At 68.1% G+C, this 17,840-nt stretch carries 13 protein-coding genes and 1 pseudogene; 3 read left to right on the top strand and 11 right to left on the bottom strand.

Annotated elements, in window-relative coordinates:
* Positions 1-12: 12 nt before the first annotated feature.
* The gene (locus tag L6Q96_03445; protein ID MCK6553630.1) at positions 13-2,874 is read right to left on the bottom strand and encodes a dockerin type I domain-containing protein; all 2,862 of its coding nucleotides are present in this window, start codon (positions 2,872-2,874) and stop codon (positions 13-15) included.
* Positions 2,875-2,946: 72 nt separating this feature from the next.
* Between L6Q96_03445 and hisS the strand changes: the two genes are divergently transcribed.
* The 3 genes from hisS to L6Q96_03430 are packed head-to-tail and all read left to right on the top strand — an operon-like array spanning position 2,947 to position 6,660.
* Positions 2,947-4,254 (top strand): histidine--tRNA ligase, encoded by a 1,308-nt coding sequence (gene hisS, locus L6Q96_03440; GenBank protein MCK6553629.1) that lies wholly within the window; start codon positions 2,947-2,949, stop codon positions 4,252-4,254.
* Entirely contained in the window at positions 4,251-6,029 is a 1,779-nt protein-coding gene (gene aspS / locus L6Q96_03435) for an aspartate--tRNA ligase (GenBank protein ID MCK6553628.1), read from the top strand. Before hisS ends, aspS begins: the two co-directional genes overlap by 4 nt.
* Positions 6,030-6,039: 10 nt before the next feature.
* Entirely contained in the window at positions 6,040-6,660 is a 621-nt protein-coding gene (locus tag L6Q96_03430) for a hypothetical protein (protein ID MCK6553627.1), read from the top strand.
* 88 nt (positions 6,661-6,748) lie between these two features.
* Here L6Q96_03430 and L6Q96_03425 read toward each other — a convergent pair whose 3' ends face one another.
* The 10 genes and pseudogenes from L6Q96_03425 to L6Q96_03380 form a co-directional block, all read right to left on the bottom strand.
* Complete coding sequence (locus L6Q96_03425) at positions 6,749-7,177, bottom strand: PIN domain-containing protein (GenBank protein MCK6553626.1); 429 nt, start codon at positions 7,175-7,177, stop codon at positions 6,749-6,751.
* Positions 7,174-7,428, bottom strand: a complete 255-nt coding sequence (locus L6Q96_03420) for an AbrB/MazE/SpoVT family DNA-binding domain-containing protein (protein ID MCK6553625.1) — start codon at positions 7,426-7,428, stop codon at positions 7,174-7,176. Before L6Q96_03420 ends, L6Q96_03425 begins: the two co-directional genes overlap by 4 nt.
* A 70-nt stretch (positions 7,429-7,498) precedes the next feature.
* Entirely contained in the window at positions 7,499-8,650 is a 1,152-nt protein-coding gene (locus L6Q96_03415; protein MCK6553624.1) for an ABC transporter permease, read from the bottom strand.
* Positions 8,647-9,786, bottom strand: a complete 1,140-nt coding sequence (locus tag L6Q96_03410; GenBank protein MCK6553623.1) for an ABC transporter permease — start codon at positions 9,784-9,786, stop codon at positions 8,647-8,649. Before L6Q96_03410 ends, L6Q96_03415 begins: the two co-directional genes overlap by 4 nt.
* Entirely contained in the window at positions 9,783-10,700 is a 918-nt protein-coding gene (locus L6Q96_03405; GenBank protein ID MCK6553622.1) for an ABC transporter ATP-binding protein, read from the bottom strand. The genes L6Q96_03410 and L6Q96_03405 overlap by 4 nt, the downstream gene beginning before the upstream one ends.
* Positions 10,697-11,629, bottom strand: a complete 933-nt coding sequence (locus L6Q96_03400; protein ID MCK6553621.1) for an ABC transporter ATP-binding protein — start codon at positions 11,627-11,629, stop codon at positions 10,697-10,699. The genes L6Q96_03405 and L6Q96_03400 overlap by 4 nt, the downstream gene beginning before the upstream one ends.
* Positions 11,619-12,665: an HlyD family efflux transporter periplasmic adaptor subunit gene (locus L6Q96_03395; protein ID MCK6553620.1), complete on the bottom strand. Its 1,047-nt coding sequence runs from the start codon at positions 12,663-12,665 to the stop codon at positions 11,619-11,621. The genes L6Q96_03400 and L6Q96_03395 overlap by 11 nt, the downstream gene beginning before the upstream one ends.
* Positions 12,649-13,029, bottom strand: coding sequence for a DUF1956 domain-containing protein (locus L6Q96_03390; protein MCK6553619.1), 381 nt, complete (start codon positions 13,027-13,029; stop codon positions 12,649-12,651). The genes L6Q96_03395 and L6Q96_03390 overlap by 17 nt, the downstream gene beginning before the upstream one ends.
* A 174-nt stretch (positions 13,030-13,203) precedes the next feature.
* Positions 13,204-13,365 (bottom strand): annotated as a pseudogene (locus L6Q96_03385) (TetR family transcriptional regulator).
* A 161-nt stretch (positions 13,366-13,526) separates the two neighbouring features.
* Positions 13,527-17,711, bottom strand: a complete 4,185-nt coding sequence (locus L6Q96_03380; protein MCK6553618.1) for a hypothetical protein — start codon at positions 17,709-17,711, stop codon at positions 13,527-13,529.
* Positions 17,712-17,840 lie beyond the last annotated feature (129 nt).

The following is a 17,840-nucleotide window of genomic DNA, read 5'->3' as shown; positions in this document are numbered from 1 at the left end:
CGCCGAACCGCTTCAGTTCCCGCGCACCAGCACCCAGGCCGCGACATCCGCGGCGGACAGTGAACCGTCCTCGTTGAGATCGCCGTCGGCGAGTTCCACTTCCGCGTCTCCGAACAAAGCGGCGATCAGGGTTTCGAGGTCGAGGTCGTCGACGACGCCGTCGCGGTTGACGTCGCCGCGCGGGATTTCCGGCGTCGGGGTCGGGGTGCGCGTCACGGTCGGGGGGGAGGTTGGGGTACGCGAACGGGTCGGGGTGCGGCTGGCGGTAGCGGTGAAAGTCGGCGTCGTGGTCAGGGTGGGGGCCGGGGTCTGGGCCGAACCGGAGTAGAAGCGGCCGTAGCGGAAGAGGTTGCGCGTCGCCACGCCCTGAGTTGCCGGCCGATCCGCGTAACAGTAGGCGAGAGTGGTCACGATGACGCGTCCCGCGCCGTAGTTGTATTCCGCCCACGTCGGTCCGTCGTCGTTACTCAATACCACGGCCGCGCCGACCGGCAGTTCGGCGAGCGTGCCGTAGTCGGAAGGAAACCAGTCGGTGAAGTCGCCTTCGGCCAGGGGTTCCCCGCCGTATCCGAGCCCGGTGATGTAGGGGTGAGACGGCAGCAGCACCGTTTGGCTGTCATGCGTTTTCCCGCCGATGAAATCCACGCCGCCCGGAGCGACGTCGAGCCAATCGCCGAGCTCGCCGGCAACGTTGATGACGACGGCGCCGCCGCTGGCGACGAACTGCTCGATGACCCCACCGACCGCCGACATTTGCTGTAGCATCGCGTAGTCGCCCGCCCCGAGGTCCGGGGCGACGTAGATCGCCTGGTACAGAGTGCGCAGCCGGTCCGTATCGGACGCGGCCAGGGTCGCGATCGGGATCGTACTGCTCGACATGAGGAGAGGAGGCCCCGCCTGAAACTCGAATGCGGCGTTCCACTGGTTTTCGCCGCGCGGGATGACGTACTCGATGCGTGGGCGCGGGGTGGGGGTTGCCGTCGGCGGCGTGCCCGTGCGGGTGGGTGTCGGCGACCGGGTTGGTGTGTACGTGGGCGTTGGTGACGGGACGGTCGCGGTCGCGGTCGCCGTCGAAGTGCCGGTGACCGACGGCGTCGGCGGCGTTGGGGTAGGCGTTGCCGCCGGCAACGCCGACTCGGTCGCGGTCAGGGTCGGCGTCGGCGACTCCGCGTCGGTTGCCGCGGGGGTCGGCGTCGCCGTTTCCGTGGGCGATGCCGTGTTCGTCCGGGTCGCAGACTCGGTGGCACTGGGAGATGCGGTCGGTGCGGGGGACGCGGTCGCCGTGTCGGTTGCGCCTGCCGTCGGGGTCGGCTCCGGAGTCGGGGTCTCGGTGGCGGTTGGTGTCGGCGTGGCGCTATCGGTCGCGGTACCGGTGGCTGTAGCCGTGGTCGTGATTGTCGGGCTGGGTGTCGGCGGATGCCAGCAGACTTCCAGGGCGACTCTGGTGGTGCGGATCTGGGTCGCTGTGCTCACCTCCTGGCGGACACCGGCCTGGACATCGACGAGGTCGGCCCACGTCCACGCCAGCGCGGTCTGCGGATTGATTGCGAAGGTCGTGCGGAACGTGTCGTAGTCGAGCGCCGGCGTAAAGGTGCGCGGCGATCGAAATCCGAGAACCGGCAACCACAGTGTCGGGCGGACCGTGCCGGTGCCGTTCACCGCCCGCGCCACGACCACGACTCGCACCTCCGCGATCGGCTCCTGCCTCGGCGTCGGCGAGGCAACCTTGTACAGATCGATGCGATCGGCGGGCGGGACGCCGCTGAAGACATAAGACGTATCGCCGTCGTCGCTCTGCGCGCATTCCCAGTTGGCGCTGCAACCGACGGGAATGTTGTCCGGGACCCCGTCGCCCGGGCCGGCGGCCGCCAGTTCGACGCAAGTCGGCGCGAAGGTCGGCGTTGGCGTTGCCGGGGGCGCGGACGTCGATGTCGCCGTCGCAGTGTAGGCGACACAGAAACCGGACGCTTCGCAGACCGCACCGAACACGGCCACGCAGCCTTCGGCGCACTGCCCGTCGACGGGAGGGCCGCAGGTCGGCTGATCGCACTGACAGCAGTCGCCGGGGCCCGGGGTTGCGGTCGCCGTTGCCGAGGGGGTTGGCGAGGGCGTCGGCGTAAACAAAGTCGGGGTGGGGCTTGGCGATGCGGTGACCGTCGGGCTCGAGGTGGCGGTCGCGGTCGGAGTGCCGCTCGGCGTTTCCGTAACCGAAGGGGTCGGCGTGGACGACGCGCTCGGCGTCGCCGTGGGGGTTGCGGTATCGGTCGGGATCTCCGTTGCCGTCGGCGTCACGGTTCCCGTCGGCGACGGGGTCGAAGTATAGGTCGGCGTAGGGGTCGGGGTGAGCGTCGCGCAGCGACCGAGCGCGCCGACGCAGACGGCGTTGTAGACCGGTTCGCACCCGACCCCGCAGGTGCCGAGGACGGGGGCGCCGCAGGAGGGAAAGGTTGTGCCGCACTGGCAGCAGTCGCGGGCGTCGTCGGGAGTCGGCGTCGGGGTGTAGGCCGGCGTCGGCGAAGCGCTCGGCGTCGGCGACGGGCTGGCGGTGTCGGTCGGCACTGGCGTTGCGGTGTCGGTCGGTGTGGGTGTCGGCGTAAACGCGACGCAGGTCCCGTCGCAGACGGCGTTCGGCACCAGCGTACACGCGGGATCGCAGGCGCCGCCGATCGCCGGACCGCAGGTGATCGGGCCCGGCTCGACGCCGCACTCGCAACAATCGTCCTGGGCGGCGCCGCGCGCCGGTGCGAGACACGAAAGCAGGACGACGAGGAACGCGAGATACGCGCTACGGGCACGGCCAGCACGATAATGACGGCTGCGCTCGGGGTACGCGCCGCACCGGGCGCTACCAGCGGTGAATACAAGGGGAGCCACGGCGCGGGTGCTTCGTTGACTCGAAATGTTCGCTTTGATACCTCTCGCCCATTTCCGGCGCAAGCTTCAGCAATGAAAATCCCCTCAGTGAAAGGGTTTCACGACATCCTGCCCGACGAGAGTGCGCGTTGGGCATGGGTGGAGACGCAGGCCCGGGCGGTGTGCTCCCGCTACAACGTGACGGAGATCCGCGTCCCGATCGTGGAACGTACGGAATTGTTCAACCGGTCGATCGGCGAAACCACCGACATCGTCGAGAAGGAGATGTACACTTTCGCCGACCGCGACGGATCTTCACTGACGTTGCGTCCCGAAGGCACCGCCTCGATCGTCCGGGCCTACGTCGAGAACGCCTTGCACCAGCGCGAGCCGGTGTCGAAGCTGTTTTACATGGGGCCGATGTTTCGCCGCGAGCGGCCGCAGAAGGGTCGGCTGCGGCAGTTCGCTCAGATCGGAGTCGAGGTCATCGGCCGCGACGATGCGGCGATCGACGCGGAGGTGGTGCTGCTGCTCGACGACATGCTGCGCGCCTTCGCCGTTCGCGGCGCGCGCATCGAGTTGAACTCGCTCGGTTGTGCCGTGTGCAGACCCGGGTACCGCGCTGCCCTGGCCGCGTTCGGCGGTACCCGCCGTGCCGATCTCTGCGAGAACTGCCGGCGCCGTCTGGAACGTAACCCGCTGCGTCTGCTCGACTGCAAGGATCCCGCCTGCCGGACGGCGACGGCCGATGCTCCGCTCATGCTCGATCGTCTTTGTGCGGCGTGCGGGGCTCACTTCGACACGGTGCGCAACGTGATCGAGCGCGAAGGCATTGCCGCCGGCCTCAATCCCCGCATGGTGCGGGGCCTCGATTACTACGTCCGCACCGCGTTCGAGGTAATCGCCGAGGGGCTGGGTGCGCAGAACGCCGTCGGCGGGGGCGGGCGCTACGACGGTCTGGTCAAGGCGTTGGGCGGTCCCGACACGCCCGGCATCGGCTTTGCGCTGGGCGTCGAGCGTCTCCTGCTGTCTCTCGCTGCCGATGCGGCCCCGCATCCGCAGGCGCCGGAGGTGTTTGTCGTGCCGCTGGGCGCCGCGGCGGAGAGGGAAGCCATCCACCTCGCGCATCGCTGGCGGCGCGACGGGGCGCGTGTCGACCTGGCCAGCGGAACGAAGAGCCTGCGCAGCCAGATGCGCCTCGCCGACAAGTCGGGTGCCAGGTACGCACTTCTGCTCGGCGAGGACGAACTGGCGGCCCGGGCGCTTACGGTGCGTGACATGGTCGCGAAGCGCGACTTCCCGTGCGCCGTCGGTTTCGAAGTCTCTGCCGCCGCGCTGCGCGAGGCGCTCGCGCGTTGCGCAGCGGCACCAACTACAACCACCCTGGAGCAGCACGCGTGAGTACAACCGGACTGGGAGAGTGGCGCCGCAGCGCCTATTGTGGAGATCTGCGCGTCACCGACGAGGGCCACACGGTCACCGTGATGGGATGGGTCGACGGCCGGCGCGACCATGGCGGTTTGATCTTCGTGGACCTGCGCGATCGCGGCGGAATCGTGCAGGTGGTGTTCAACCCGGAAGTGGAGCAGGCAGCCTTCGCGCTCGCGGAGGAGATGCGCGGCGAATTCGTCGTCGCGGTGCGCGGTCGCGTCGTGCGCCGCACGCCGGAGACCGTTAACCCCAACCTGCCGACCGGCGATATCGAGGTCATGGCCGAGTCGGCCGCCGTGCTCAACCGGGCGCGCACGATCCCGTTCCCTCTCGATGCCGGCGCCGCGATCGCGGAGAGCACTCGGCTGAAGTACCGCTACCTCGACCTGCGGCGGCCCGAGATGCAGGAGCGCATCGTCTTCCGCCACCGGCTCGGCAAGGTCGTGCGCGACTACCTCGACGGCGCCGGCTTCCTCGAGATCGAAACCCCGATCCTGACGCGCAGTACGCCCGAGGGAGCGCGCGACTATCTCGTGCCGAGCCGCGTCTCGCCGGGCGAGTTTTACGCCCTGCCGCAGTCGCCCCAGCTCTTCAAGCAGATCCTCATGGTGGCGGGCTTCGACCGCTACTTCCAGATTGTGCGCTGCTTCCGCGACGAGGACCTGCGCGCCGACCGGCAGCCGGAGTTCACGCAGATCGACCTCGAGATGTCCTTTGTCGGTCCCGACGAAGTCATGGCGGTCACCGAAGGGCTGCTGACGCGCGTGTGCGCTCTGCGCGACATCGCCGTGCCGCAACCGATCCCGCGCCTCACCTACGCCGAGGCGATGCGGCGGTTCGGCATCGATCGGCCCGATCTGCGCTTCGGCCTCGAGCTGGTCGAGGTGACCGAACTGGTTGCGGCGACCGACTTCAAGGTGTTCCGCGAGGCCGTAGCCCGCGGCGGCATCGTGAAGATGATCTGTCTGCCGGAAGGGGATCGCCTGTCGCGCAAGGACCTCGACGGCCTGCCCGAGCTGGTGGCGCCGTACGGGGCCAGGGGGGTGGCCTACGTGCGGATCACGCCGGACGGCTGGCAGTCGCCGATCGCGAAGTTCATCGCGGCCGAAACGCGAACCGCGATCGAGGGCGCCTGCGGGGCCGGGGTCGGCGACCTGCTCATGTTCGTGGCCGATACCCCGAAGGTGGTCAACGACGCTCTGGCCAACCTGCGGCTAAAGCTCGCGGAGCGGCTCGACATGATTCCGGCCGACCGACATGCCTTCGTGTGGGTCACCGACTTTCCGCTGGTCGAATACGACGCCGAGGCGAAGCGCTACGTCGCCGTGCACCATCCGTTCACGTCGCCGCACGACGACGACATCGATCGTCTGGAGACCGCGCCGCAGGCCGTGCGTGCGTGTGCGTACGATATCGTGCTGAACGGCACCGAGCTGGGCGGCGGCAGCATTCGTATCCATCGTCCCGACGTGCAATCGCGGGTGTTTGCGCTTCTGGGGATCGGCGAGACCGAGGCGCGGAACAAGTTCGGGTTTCTGCTCGATGCGTTGGCGCACGGGGCGCCGCCGCACGGGGGCATCGCACTCGGTCTGGATCGCATCGCGATGTTGCTGAGCGGGGCGACGTCGATACGCGACGTGATCGCCTTTCCCAAGACGCAGAAGGCGGTGTGCCTGATGACGGAAGCGCCGAGCCCGGTGGATGCGCGCCAGTTGCGCGAGCTGGGGCTTAAGCTCGATGTGTAGGGCGATACGCGTGCGGGCGTGGGCGACGGCGGCGGCGCTGCTCGCCGCCACCGGCTGTGGCTGGTTCAGTTCCGCCCCCGGGCTCGAGGAGCGCGTTGGCCGCGTCGCGGTGCTGCCGATCGAGCGCGAGGAGCGCAAGAGCGACCTGCCGCTGGCGCAGGCCGACGCGGGGCAGCTTGCCCCGGGCGCCGAGGAGGTGATCACGGCGCAGGTCTACGAAGTGCTGTCGAGTTCGCCGAAGTGGCGGTTCGTACCCGACCTGACCGTATCGCAGGCGCTGGAGAAGGTGTCGAAGACGGCTCCCCTGCGCGAGCGCGCAGTAGAGCTTGGCAAGCTGCTGGACGTCGACGCGGTCTTGTGTGGAACAGTATCGCGTTTTGTCGAGCGCGTGGGCCGGCAGTACGGAGCGCGGCAGCCGGCGGCAGTGTCGTTCGAGCTGCTTCTGGTGTCGACCGCGACCGGCAAAGTTCTCTGGCAGGGTTCCTTCGATCAGCAGCAGGAAGCGCTATCGACCAACCTGTTCAACTGGTGGCAGTTCTGGGAGGGCGGCCCGCGCTGGTTCACGGCGGCGGAATTCGCCCACCTCGGCGTCGAGCGCCTGCTAAACCAGCTCGCCCGGCAGATCGACTGACGCCGGCCGCCGGCGCGGGGAAGTCCACCCGCGCGGATTTCTGGCGTGCTTTCCGGGTGCGGCGGATTCGGGCCCGCCGATTTCTTCGTTACGGCCGTCGGCCGCTGGAGTCTGGCAGGCTGACGAGCCGGACCTTTTCGGTGCGGGCGACGGTGGCCAGGTCGGGGTCCGCGGTTGCAAGGGCGAGGCCCCGTTGCCGGGCAAGTGCCAGGGCGAAGCAGTCGCCTTGACTGACCTCGCAGTGGCGCCGGCGATAGTGCCTGGCGCGCAGCGCTCCCGCATCCAGGGCCACTCCCGATTCAAGAGGGACAACCGTCAACCCGCCGCTGAGGAGCCAGCGGACGCGCTCGCGTACGACGAACTCGTCGTTGCCGTGGACGCGGACGCACACGTCGAGCACCTCGGCCAGATTGGGCGCACACAGGACACCGTCCCGCAGCAGTGGCTCGACGTCGGCACGCGCCCGTTCCCCGACCAGCGCCGCGATCACCGCGTAGGCATCGAGCACGGCGTTCATCGCGCGGCGCGTTGTCGCTGCCGCGCTGCGGCAGCATCGCGCTGGCGGGCTCGGACCACTTCCGACGAGGGGCCGCGCCGGGCCAGCGAGCCGCAGGCCGCCGCGATCGGATCGTCTGGCAACGGCCGGACCACCACGCGATCTCCTTCGTCGTCAATGAGCACCTGCGCCGTCCTCCAGCGCTTGCGGACCGGGGCCGGCAGGGACACCTGGCCGCTGGTGGTCACCCTCGCGATTGTCGTACGTTGCATGATGTCTCCATATAATAGCCCAAGCCATCATATGGGAGTTAATGGATCATGTCGATGCGTTCAGCCCGCCCTAATCCAACCTTGCCTTCAATCGCCAGCGGATCGCCAGCAGTACCACCGCGAACATGACGCCGAGCACCAGCATCGGCTCCCAGACGTCGCCGAGGCCGGCGCCGCGGGTGACGACACGGCGTAACGCGATCTGGTACCAGCGCAACGGGAAGATGCCCCCCAGCTCGCGGATTCCCGCCGGCATCAACTGGTAGGGCAACACCACTCCCGACAACACGATCGACGGCAGAATGAAAAACACCGAAATGAATACCGCCTGCGCCGAAGTCCGCACCACCGCCGACACGAACACCCCGAGACCCAGCGAGGCAAGCACGAAGGGCAGGGTGACGATGGCCAGGTCTAACCAGCTTCCCCGCGGCCATACGCCGAACAGCAGCCCCGCCATCGCGGTCGCAAAGAACAGCACGAAGTACGCTACCACGCCGTACGGGACCAGCTTGCCCAGCACGATCTGAATCGGCGTGGTGGGCAACGACAGCGTCTGTTCGAAGGTCCCCAGCTCGCGCTCGGCGACCAGTCCGAGACTCATCACCGACAGGCACAGGTTGGTCAGCAGGATGCCGGCAATGGCCGCGAGGAAGAACTCGCGGTCGCGCAGCGTCGGGTTGAACCAGAACCTCTGCCGCACGTCGATCGGCTCGTCCCGGCCGGGCGGCGCCGTTACGTCGCGCACCGCGGGCCGGGCGCTCGTATCCAGTCCCCGCGCCAACTGCACGAGGTAGCCGCTGACCCGCGCTGCGGTCAGCGGATCGCTGCCGTCGACCATCGCCTGTACCCGCGGCCGCTCCCGCTCGACGGCGCGACGGAAGTCCGCGGGAATGACCACAAAGGCCGCAGCCGCGCCGCGTTGCAGCCGCGCCAGCCCTTCCTCATAACTTCCCACGCGCGCGCCAGGCAGGAAGTAGCCGCTGGCGTCGACCTCCTGAATCAACCGGCGCGAAAGGACCGTGTTGCTGCGATCGAGCACCACCCACGGCACGTTGCGCGGTTTCGTGGACAACGCCAGACCGAACAGCAGCAGCATAATCAGGGGCTGCGCGAACACCATCACCAGCAACGCCCGGTCGTGCCGCAACACCGACGCTTCCTTGTAGGCCACCGCCGCGACGTTCGACCAGAATCCGGGGGGACGCGCGACCGCGCTCATGCTCGCGCCTCGATCGAACGCAGCGCGATGGCCATCAGAACCGCGCCGAACAATGCCAGCATCGCCAGCTCCGGTGCCAGCGACAACGGCCCCTCGGCACGCAAGTAGATGGCCCGACAGATGCGGATGTAGTGAGTCGCCGGAAATACCTCCGCCACCCACTGTACGGGTGTGGGCATGTTCCGAATCGCAAACGCAAAGCCGCTCAACTGCACCAGCGGGATGCTCAGCAATACCGTCTTCTGCACCGCCTCGCCGGCCGTGGCGGAGGTCGCGGAGATAATCAGCCCGAGCGCCAGCGACACCAGCACGTAGAACGCCGACACCACAATGAAGAACACGAGACTGCCCGCCGGCCAGACGCCGAGGACAAACCCGGCCACCAGGGTCATCAGCACCACGTCGACAGCGAACACCGCGCCGTAAGGCAGGATCTTCCCCAGCAGGATCTCGAAGGCCGTCGCCGGCGTTACCTGCAGTTGCTCGAAGGTGCCGGTGAGCCGTTCGTTGACGATCGACACGGCCGTGATCAGCACGGTGACGAACGACAGCACGAACCCGAAAGTTCCGGCGACCATGAACGGCCTGCCGTCGAGGGTCGGATTGAACGCCGCTCGGGACACCACCTCGATCCCGCCGTCCGCCGGCGCGCCGCGCTCCGCAACCGGCAGATGGGAGCCCACCAGCTCCGCCCCCGTTGCGGATACGAGGCCGAGCAGGAACGCCTCGGCGTTGCCCGCCAACACCGCCTCGCCGCCGTCGTACTGAGCCTGCACCTGCGGGCGCGCCCCGCCGCGCGCGACATTGGCGAGATCGCGGGAAAAATCGGGAGGGATGACCAGCGCCGCACCGAGGTCGCCGCCGATCAAGGCCCGGTCGAGCTCCTGCCGGGTGGCGTACGGCCGCACAACGAAGTTACCTTGCGCCACCAGCTCGGCGACCAACCGGCGGCTGGCGGCACTGCCGTCGGCGTCGTGTACACCGAGCGGCATGCCGTGCACGTCGACCGACAGCAGCGAACCGAATGCCAGTAGCGCTCCCAGCGGCACGCACACCAGCACGAGGAGCGTGAACGGATCGCGGAACGTGGCCAGCACCTCGCGTCGGACGAGGGTGCGCACCCGCCGCCAACTCATGACCCTACCCCCGATTCGCCGAGCAGCCGCCGGAAGATGTCGGTCATCTGCGGCGGCTCGATGCGCACGTCGGCGGCTTCCAGTGCCTCGACCATCGCCAGCACCTCTGCCTCGATGCCCGCCACCGTCAACCGCAAGCCGGTGTCGGTGTCGTCCACGGCCCCGAATCGCGACAACCGTTCGCGGGCCGCCGCTCGCGCCGGCGGCGGCAGGGCGACGTGCACGGCGTAGCCCTGGGAGTGCTCGCGCCGCAACGTCTCCGGCGCGGCGTTGGCAATCAGCCGGCCGGCGTGGATGAAAGACACCCAGTCGCAGTAGTCGACCTCTTCGAGGAAGTGGGTCGTCACGAACACCGTGACCCCGGCGGCGGCCTCCTCGGCGATCAGGTCCCAGAACCGGCCGCGGTTGTAGACGTCGACGCCGGCGGTCGGTTCGTCGAGAAACAGCAAGCGCGGTTCGTGCAGCGTGCTGAGCGCCAGCCCCGCGCGTTGCCGCACCCCGGCGGGTAGGTCCTCGACCTTCTCTTCTTCCGCCTCGCCGAGCGAGAAGCGCTCGCGTAGCGCTCCCCAGCGCCGGGTGAGGGCGGCCCCGGCGAGGCCGTAGAGCCCGGCGTAGAACTCGACGTTCTCGCGCAACGACAGGCCGGCGTAGAGGCTGACCTTCTGGCCCATGTAGCCGATGTGGTCGCGAACCTTGCGCGGCCGCTCGATCACGTTGATGCCGTCGACTTCGACCGTGCCGGCGGTCGGTCGCAGCAGCCCGATGAGCATGCGGATCGTCGTGCTCTTGCCCGAGCCGTTAGCGCCGAGAAAGGCGAATACCTGCCCCGGCATCACTTCGAGGTCTAGGCCATCGACGGCGGTAAACTCGCCGAAGCGCCTGGTCAGCCCCCGAGCGCGGATGATCGGCGTCATGCGACCCCCCGCGCCAGCGCCAGCAGGGTGGTCTCCATGTCGATCGGCACCGCGCTGGCAAGCTGCACGTTCACCCCGGGCAGGGCGCGCAGGTCGGCGAGAACTCGCTCGCGGCCGGGCGAGGCGGTGCGGTGTACCTCGACGCGGGTCATGAGACCGCTGACGCGGGCGCCGGCGGCATAGGGAAGTTGCCTTGCCGCTGCGGCGGCGGCGCGCGGATCGTCGGCCCAGGCGACGTAGGCATCGAGCGGAATCGACGCTTCCAGCTCGGCGGGCGTGCCGACGGCGACGGCACGCCCGGCGTCGAGGTAGACGAGACGATCGCACCCGGCGGCCTCGTCAAGGTAGCTGGTGCTGATGAGCACCAGCGCCCGTTCGCGTTCCGCCTCCAGCAGCGCCCAGATCTCGGCCCGGGCGACCACGTCGACGCCGGCGGTCGGCTCGTCGAGCAGGAGCAGCGCCGGCTCCGCGAGCAGTGCGTTGGCCACGGCCAGTTTCTGCTTCATGCCTCCGGAGAGCGCCCCGGCGGCACGGTCGGCAAACGGTGCCAGCCCGGTGCGTGCAAGCAGGGCCTCGGTCCGCGAGGCGAAGACGGCGGCCGGCAGGCGGTGAACGCGTCCGGTGAAGTTGAGGTTCTCGAAGATCGACAGATCGCGGTTGAGACTGAAGACCTGCGGCACGTAGCCGATGCGCGCCTTGAGGGCGGTAACGTCGGCGCGCAGGTCATGGCCGAGGACGACGGCGCGCTCCGCCTCGACGTCGAGCAGGCCGGCAAGCGTGCGCATCAGCGTGGTCTTGCCGGCGCCGTCCGGGCCGACGACGCCGACGATCTGCCCGCCGTGCAGCTCGAGGTCGACGCCGTGCAACGCGACGCGCCGGCCGTAGCGTTTGCGCAGGCCGCGCAGGGAGATGACCGGATCAGCGTGCATGCGTGGTGCTCAGGGCGGCGGGGTCGTCTTCGAGGTAGACGTTGCCCTCGGTGCCGGGTTGCAGGCCGGCGACACCATCGAGGACGCGCACCTTGACCCGGTACACCTGACCGAGGCGATCGCTGCGGGTCTCGATCTTCTCCGGGGTGAAGTTAGCGGTATCGGCCACGAAGCTGACCTCCCCGGGAATGCGGCGGCCAGGTTGACTGTCGAGTTCGATGGAGACCTTGCGACCGAGCGGAACCGCGGCCACATCGGCAACCGGCACGTAAATCTGGACGTACTTGTCGGCCGGGTCGATAACGGCGACCACGGCGGTGCCGGGCTGCGCCAGCTCGCCCGGCCAGGCGAACTGCGTCTGTACGACGGTAGGCGTCGACGGGGCGCGCACGACGTACTTCGCGGCGAGCACATCGATCTCGCCGAGCTGGGCCCGGGCCAGATCGCGTTTGCCGCGCAGGGTGTCGAGCTCGCGCCGGGCGAGGGCGATCTGGCGTTCCTCGGCCTCGACCCGGGCGAGCACCTGCCGCGTCTTGTCGGCGATGCCGCGGGTCGTGTCGCGTTGGGCGGAGGTGTCGTCGAGGCGTTGTGCGGAGCTGATGCCGCGGGCGACGAGTTCGCGTTCGCGCGCGAAGGTCTTGTCGGCGAGTTCGGCGGCCGCCTCGGCGCTGCGCAGATCGGCGGCGCTGGCCTCGCGTTCGCGCTGCCAGGTGCTTTCGACGAGCGCGATGCGTTCAATCTGGGTCGCGATCTCGTGATCGAGGACGGCGATCTCTTCGCGTTTGGAGGCGAGGCGGGCCTGGATGTCGCGGTCGTCGAGGCGAGCGACGATGGCGTCGGCAGGTACGGCGACACCTTCGGCAAAGGGGACGTCGACGATGCGGGCGCTGACCTCGCTGCGGATGACGCGCTCTTCGCCTTCGACGAAGCCGGTGAAGTGTGCCGGGCCGTCGGTGCGCCGCACGTACCACACGGCGACGACGGCGACGGCGACGGCGACGGCCAGCGGGACGATGCGTCTAGCTCTGGGCGGCATAAGACACCTGCTTCCTCGGCCGGCCTCGACGGGAGGGGGCCGCGTGACCCTGGCGTTCGGTTCGAGACCGGCGGCCGATGCGGGCAAGGCCGCCGAGGGAGAACTCGCCGATGTGCTCGGCGGTGCGGGCTGCGAAGTCCGGCGGATAGGCTTCGGCGCCGAGCACGCCGAGCACGGCGGGCATGGCGAAGCGGAAGAAAACCACCTGACCGACGCAACTGAAGGTGCAGCGGCGCACCGCCTCGGCGTCCAGCGACGGCTCCATGCGCGCGATGATGGCGGCCATTTCCTGGAACATGGGGCGTACGAACTCGTCGAGGACGACGGGCAGGGCCTCGGTAGGGTCGGTGAACTCGCGCTGCATGAGAACGCCGTGCAGGCTGGGCGGCGGACCGAGCACGAAATCGAGCAGAATGCGGCAGCGCCTTGCGAGCGTAGCTTCGAGATCCGCGCGGGAGAGCCTGTGCCGGGCGCCCGGCGGCGGCATGCCGCCCCGCCGATCGAGCTCCTGGCGTATCATCGCGAACTGGTCTCGCAGCACGGCGATGTACAGGTCCTTCTTCGAACCGAAGTGATAATTGGCCGCCGCCAGGTTGACGCCGGCCCGGTCTGCGATCTCACGCATCGTCGTGGCCGCAAACCCACGCCCGGCAAAGAGCTCCCCCGCCGCCGCCAGCAACCGCTGCTTGGTTCCGTTCATCTCCGTTCCCATGAACGGAGGTTTTAAACGAACGTTTGACTTGGTGCAATGGGGAAGCCGGGGCCGCCGTCAGGCGAGGGTCTGGCGGCGGGGCGTCCTTGGGCGCCCGGGAGACGCACGCCCTCAGGGGCGGGCTCAGCGCCCGGCGCGATCGGGCCAGGTCATTGCGGCGGCGGTGGCGGTTGCGGGACGAGCGCGTCGACGACGTTGCACCATAAGCCGCTGCATGGCGCCGCCGCGCAGGCGGTTGCAGTGGTGCACTTGCCCGACGTGTCGTACCGCCCGGTCACGATCCCGTTGGCGCACGCTTCGGTGTCGCCGGCCCGGGCATCGAGCACGCACACGGCGGTCGGGGCCGTGAGGACCGACGCCGGCAACGTGAAGGAAAACGCCCCGCCGTTCACGAACCCGCCGGATTGCAGCTCGAGCCAGCAATTCTCGTAGCTGGGCGCGAGCGGGACGCTGCCGACGACCTGCGCCTTGCCGCCGTCGTCGCCGCTGTTCTTGCCCGCCGTTATATCGAGATCCACACTGCACGCTGTCACCTGCCCGTCCGTCCCGTCCGGCAACGTGACCGTCACCGGCTGCAGGAAGTTCATTCTCATGTTGGTTACGTAGCTGAGCCCGGCGGCGTCGGAACCCGTCGCTTTCTTTCCGGGCAGGGTGAAGTCCGCGGCGCAGTTGTCCACGCAGGGCGTAAAGGTCAGCGTCTTCTTGTTGGGCAGCGTGAAGACGATCGAGCCGACGTTCGGCATGTCGGCGCTACCCGATCCCGGGTATTCGAAGGTGAACTTGCCGAGCGTCGTCCAGTCGGTCGGTCCCGGATTCTGCGCCGTCTTCTCGACCTTCAGCCCGTAGATCGCAAGGTAGCCGAAATCGATCGCCTGCGTCGATGGAACGCCGGCAAGCGGCTTCACCTCGAAGTAGTAACTCCCGGTGGTCAGCCCGGTGGGGAACGGATAGTACGGGTCCGGATTGTTCGGGTCGGGACAGAAGCGGAACCCGGCGCTCACCATCTTGTTCGCCGGCTCCAGTCGCTGATCCTCCCGCGGGATCATGACGATGGGTGCGTACGCAGGGGTCGGGATGTTCGGGTTGACCGCGGTCGGCGCCGGCGCTTCGACGGTCTTGATCAACCATCCGGTGATCAGCTCGTACCCGGAACCTTGCAACGCCCACGTCAGATTCGCGCACCCGTCGGCGTCGACATACGCGCGAGTCAGCGTATCGGGCTGTGCGAACCAGACCTTCGGACAGTAGAATCCGGCATTCGCACTCGCGGCGCCGTTCTGGGCGTCGGAAACGCCAACGCAGCGCAGCGACTCGTTCACCGTTAGCGACGCCGCGCTCGGCACCGGAGCACCCTCGTACTTGCCGGGATCGTCGGGGTCCATCAAGAACGAGATGTTCAGCGGGAACTGCTTCCACGTCACGCCGAGATTCCACGCCCCGTCCTTGCCCTGGACGTACTTCCGGTAAAAGTCGTCGCTCGCATCCTTCGGGTACGCGAGCACGCGGTTGGCGGGAACGGTCTTTATCGCGGACGGATCGGGCGTTGCCACATCGCTCACCAGACCGAAGAAGGACACCGGGTAACTGGTCGAATTGACGAGGCAAAGGCAAGGCGGCTCCGGCTGGCCGCCGGCGGCGTAGTCGAAGTTGTAGAAGTCGGGCGCACACACGTTAGGCAGCGCCGCCGGTAGCGGCGGTCCGGGCGGGTTGTCCGGCACCTGGTGATCGACGGGAAACGCGAAACCGCACTGCGCTTCGGGCATGCCCGGGCTCTTCGGATCGAGGCCCTTCCATGGTTGATCGAAAAGCTCGTCGAAGACGAGATCTGCCGCGGTCTGCACATCGCAGATGGAATACGGATCGGCACCCGGGCAATTCGCAAACGCCTCGTAGAAGGCTGCCGCGTCGTCGCCGTACCAGCCCGTCTGCACCAGCGGCCGGCCGAACGCCGTGATGCCGCCGCTGACGAGCGGTTCCCACGTCTCCTTCAGATAAGCGAGCGCATCGCGGAACGTCAGCGACACCGGGGGGGTCCCGAGCAGCTCGGGTACGAGTTCGATCGTCACCATCGGCTGCAGATCGACCGAACTCCCCGCGGCAACCGCGTTCGGGATCGTCGCTGTCCAGTATTCCAGCAGGCTCTGCTTCGGCAGGGTCGCGCTGTTGCTGACACTGGTCTGCAACAGCCAATTGGTCGCGGATTGGTCGATGCCGACCGCGAGCGTTCTTCCCACCGCGGCGTCCTCGATGGCGCCGGTGAGGTAGGCGATCAGATCGTAGTAGTTCTGGAAGGTGAGCGACTGCATGTACGCGCCGCACCGAGCGCGCATCGCGTCGGTGTTGAAGTTGTAACCGTTGCACGCAGCGGCGAAGCCGCGGATGACGCCCTGCGTGGCCGTGCCGAGCATAATTCCGGTCACGTGCGGGTACGTCTTCGCGGCCTGGATCGCGTAATCGAGCAGCTCCTTGTTGGCGGTGACGATGGGAGACTGGCCCGCGACGCTGGTGTCGTCGGGAGTCAGGAAGAGCGGGACGAGCAACGTCGTCGGTATCGGCTCGCCGCCCTCGCCGGCGAGCGTCGCCAGCACCATGTCGTTGATGTTCGTGGTCAAGCCCGCCGGTGCGCCGGTGTAATCGACCCACACCGGGTTGAGATTGATGGCGTAGACGACACCTCCGACGTCGACCTCGCGGATGGCGGCGAGGTCGGCTTCCAGGAGCGTCTTCGCCGGGTAGTTGGTCAGGTTGGCGGCAAGGAAGAGCGATGCCGGGCTCGTGCTCCCGGGGATGTAAGTGGTCTCCGGATCCCCCTGCGTCGACGCCGGCGCGCAGCTCGGGTTCGCACCCGTAGTCGGAAAGAAGTGGTACGGCTCGTAGACGAACTGCAACCCGCGCGCGACTGCGAACTTCGCCGGAGCGGTGCTATCGCACGTGAACACGCCGCGAGTTGCCAGACCGGGGGGGACGTCCACAACGGCCTGCGAATCCCGCCGAACGCTCCGGTCTTTCGTTGCCGCGGTGCCCGACGCACCGGCAAAGAAGCTCGCGGTCTGGTCGGCGAAGTCGCTTACGTCGAAGGCCGGACAGGAATCCGGTCTCGAGCGGCAGAGCTGGAAGAACGACCACCCGCCGCCCCCGAAACCGAACGTCTGCACGAGGAAGCGGTCCGCGGGGTCGGCGTTGTTGCGGCTCTGATAGCCCATGCCGCCGCCGAAACCGCACTCGACGTAGATCGTCCGCGGATCGGCCGTGATCAGATCGTTGTACGCTTTGCCCGACCGCAACTGACTGTTGAACACCTGCATGTCACCGCTGAGGTCGGTGTCGGTCTGTTCGCACGGGCCGCCCGTGCCGCAGACCTCCGAGTTGTTCACGCCACCGCCGCCACCCCACCACGCAGTGCCGTCCTCTACGCAGGCCGCAAGGAAGGACCCTGCCGGCGGGGAGCACAGGTTCACTCCGCCGCCGTATCCGCTATCGACACCGTCGAATTCGGCAAGGCCGAATCCAAAACCGCCGCCGAACTGAATCAACGGCGGATCGATGGCTGTTCCCGATGCGTCGACTGTTCCGACATAACACCCGAAGCCCCCGCCTCCGCCGAACTCCGCCGACAACGCCAGCGGATTACGACTCAATACCGCAGCGGAGACTTCCGGCAGGTCGTAGAACAACTTGAACTGCGGATAGGCGAAATCGAGTGCCGTGCTGCTCGGCCGCGACTGCGGGTCGAACGAGGGCGGCGCCGGGTAGGGACTGAAATGGCTCTGTCCGGCGAGCGGGAACTCGAGCCGCGATCCCCAGTTCAGGTCGGCGGTCTTGAGGGCGTCGAACATGCCGACCAGGCTCTGCTTCAGCGCCGCCGAGGGGCGCGTGAAGTCGTCGGGGCGCACCAGCAATCCGCTCTCGTCGACGATGTAGAAGTTGAACGCCCCCGTGAAGTTGTACTCCTCTCCGGTGGCCTCGTGGAAGGCGTTGGCCAGGTTGACCACCTGCATGACGGTGGCGTCCTCGTACGCGGTGCACCACTGGAAGAATGTCTGGTTGACCGTCTTCCATTGACTGCAGTTGCTCTCGTCGCCCCCGCCGCTGCCGGGAAGCTTGTACTGAGAGGTGTCGATGGCCGGCGCAGTCACCGCCGGAGCCCCGAGCCGGTCCGCAGGCGGCACGGGTGGGGCCGACGTGCCGGCGATGTAAGGGTAGGGCGGGACCTCCGAGGGGCTCGCTGACGATGGCGGCGAACCGCCGTCGGAGCAATGGGTCAGCGTGACGAACAAAGCAACCAGGCCGAGCGGACGGGAAACCGTCGCCGAGAGCCGGAACAGATGCCGCATCGAAGTGACCTCCGTGTAAGACACGCGAGTATCCGCGCGGACAGCTCGTTCGAGCGCCGTGAGGTGACAGAGGGCAACGCATATTCCATGCCGCGCGCTCACGATCCCGGGCCGGGCTTGGAACGGCAG

This window comes from Candidatus Binatia bacterium, assembly GCA_023150935.1.
Classification (GTDB): domain Bacteria; phylum Desulfobacterota; class Binatia; order HRBIN30; family HRBIN30; genus JAKLJW01.
Note: the sequence above shows the minus strand (reverse complement) of the source record. Positions and strands in the feature narration are given on the sequence as shown.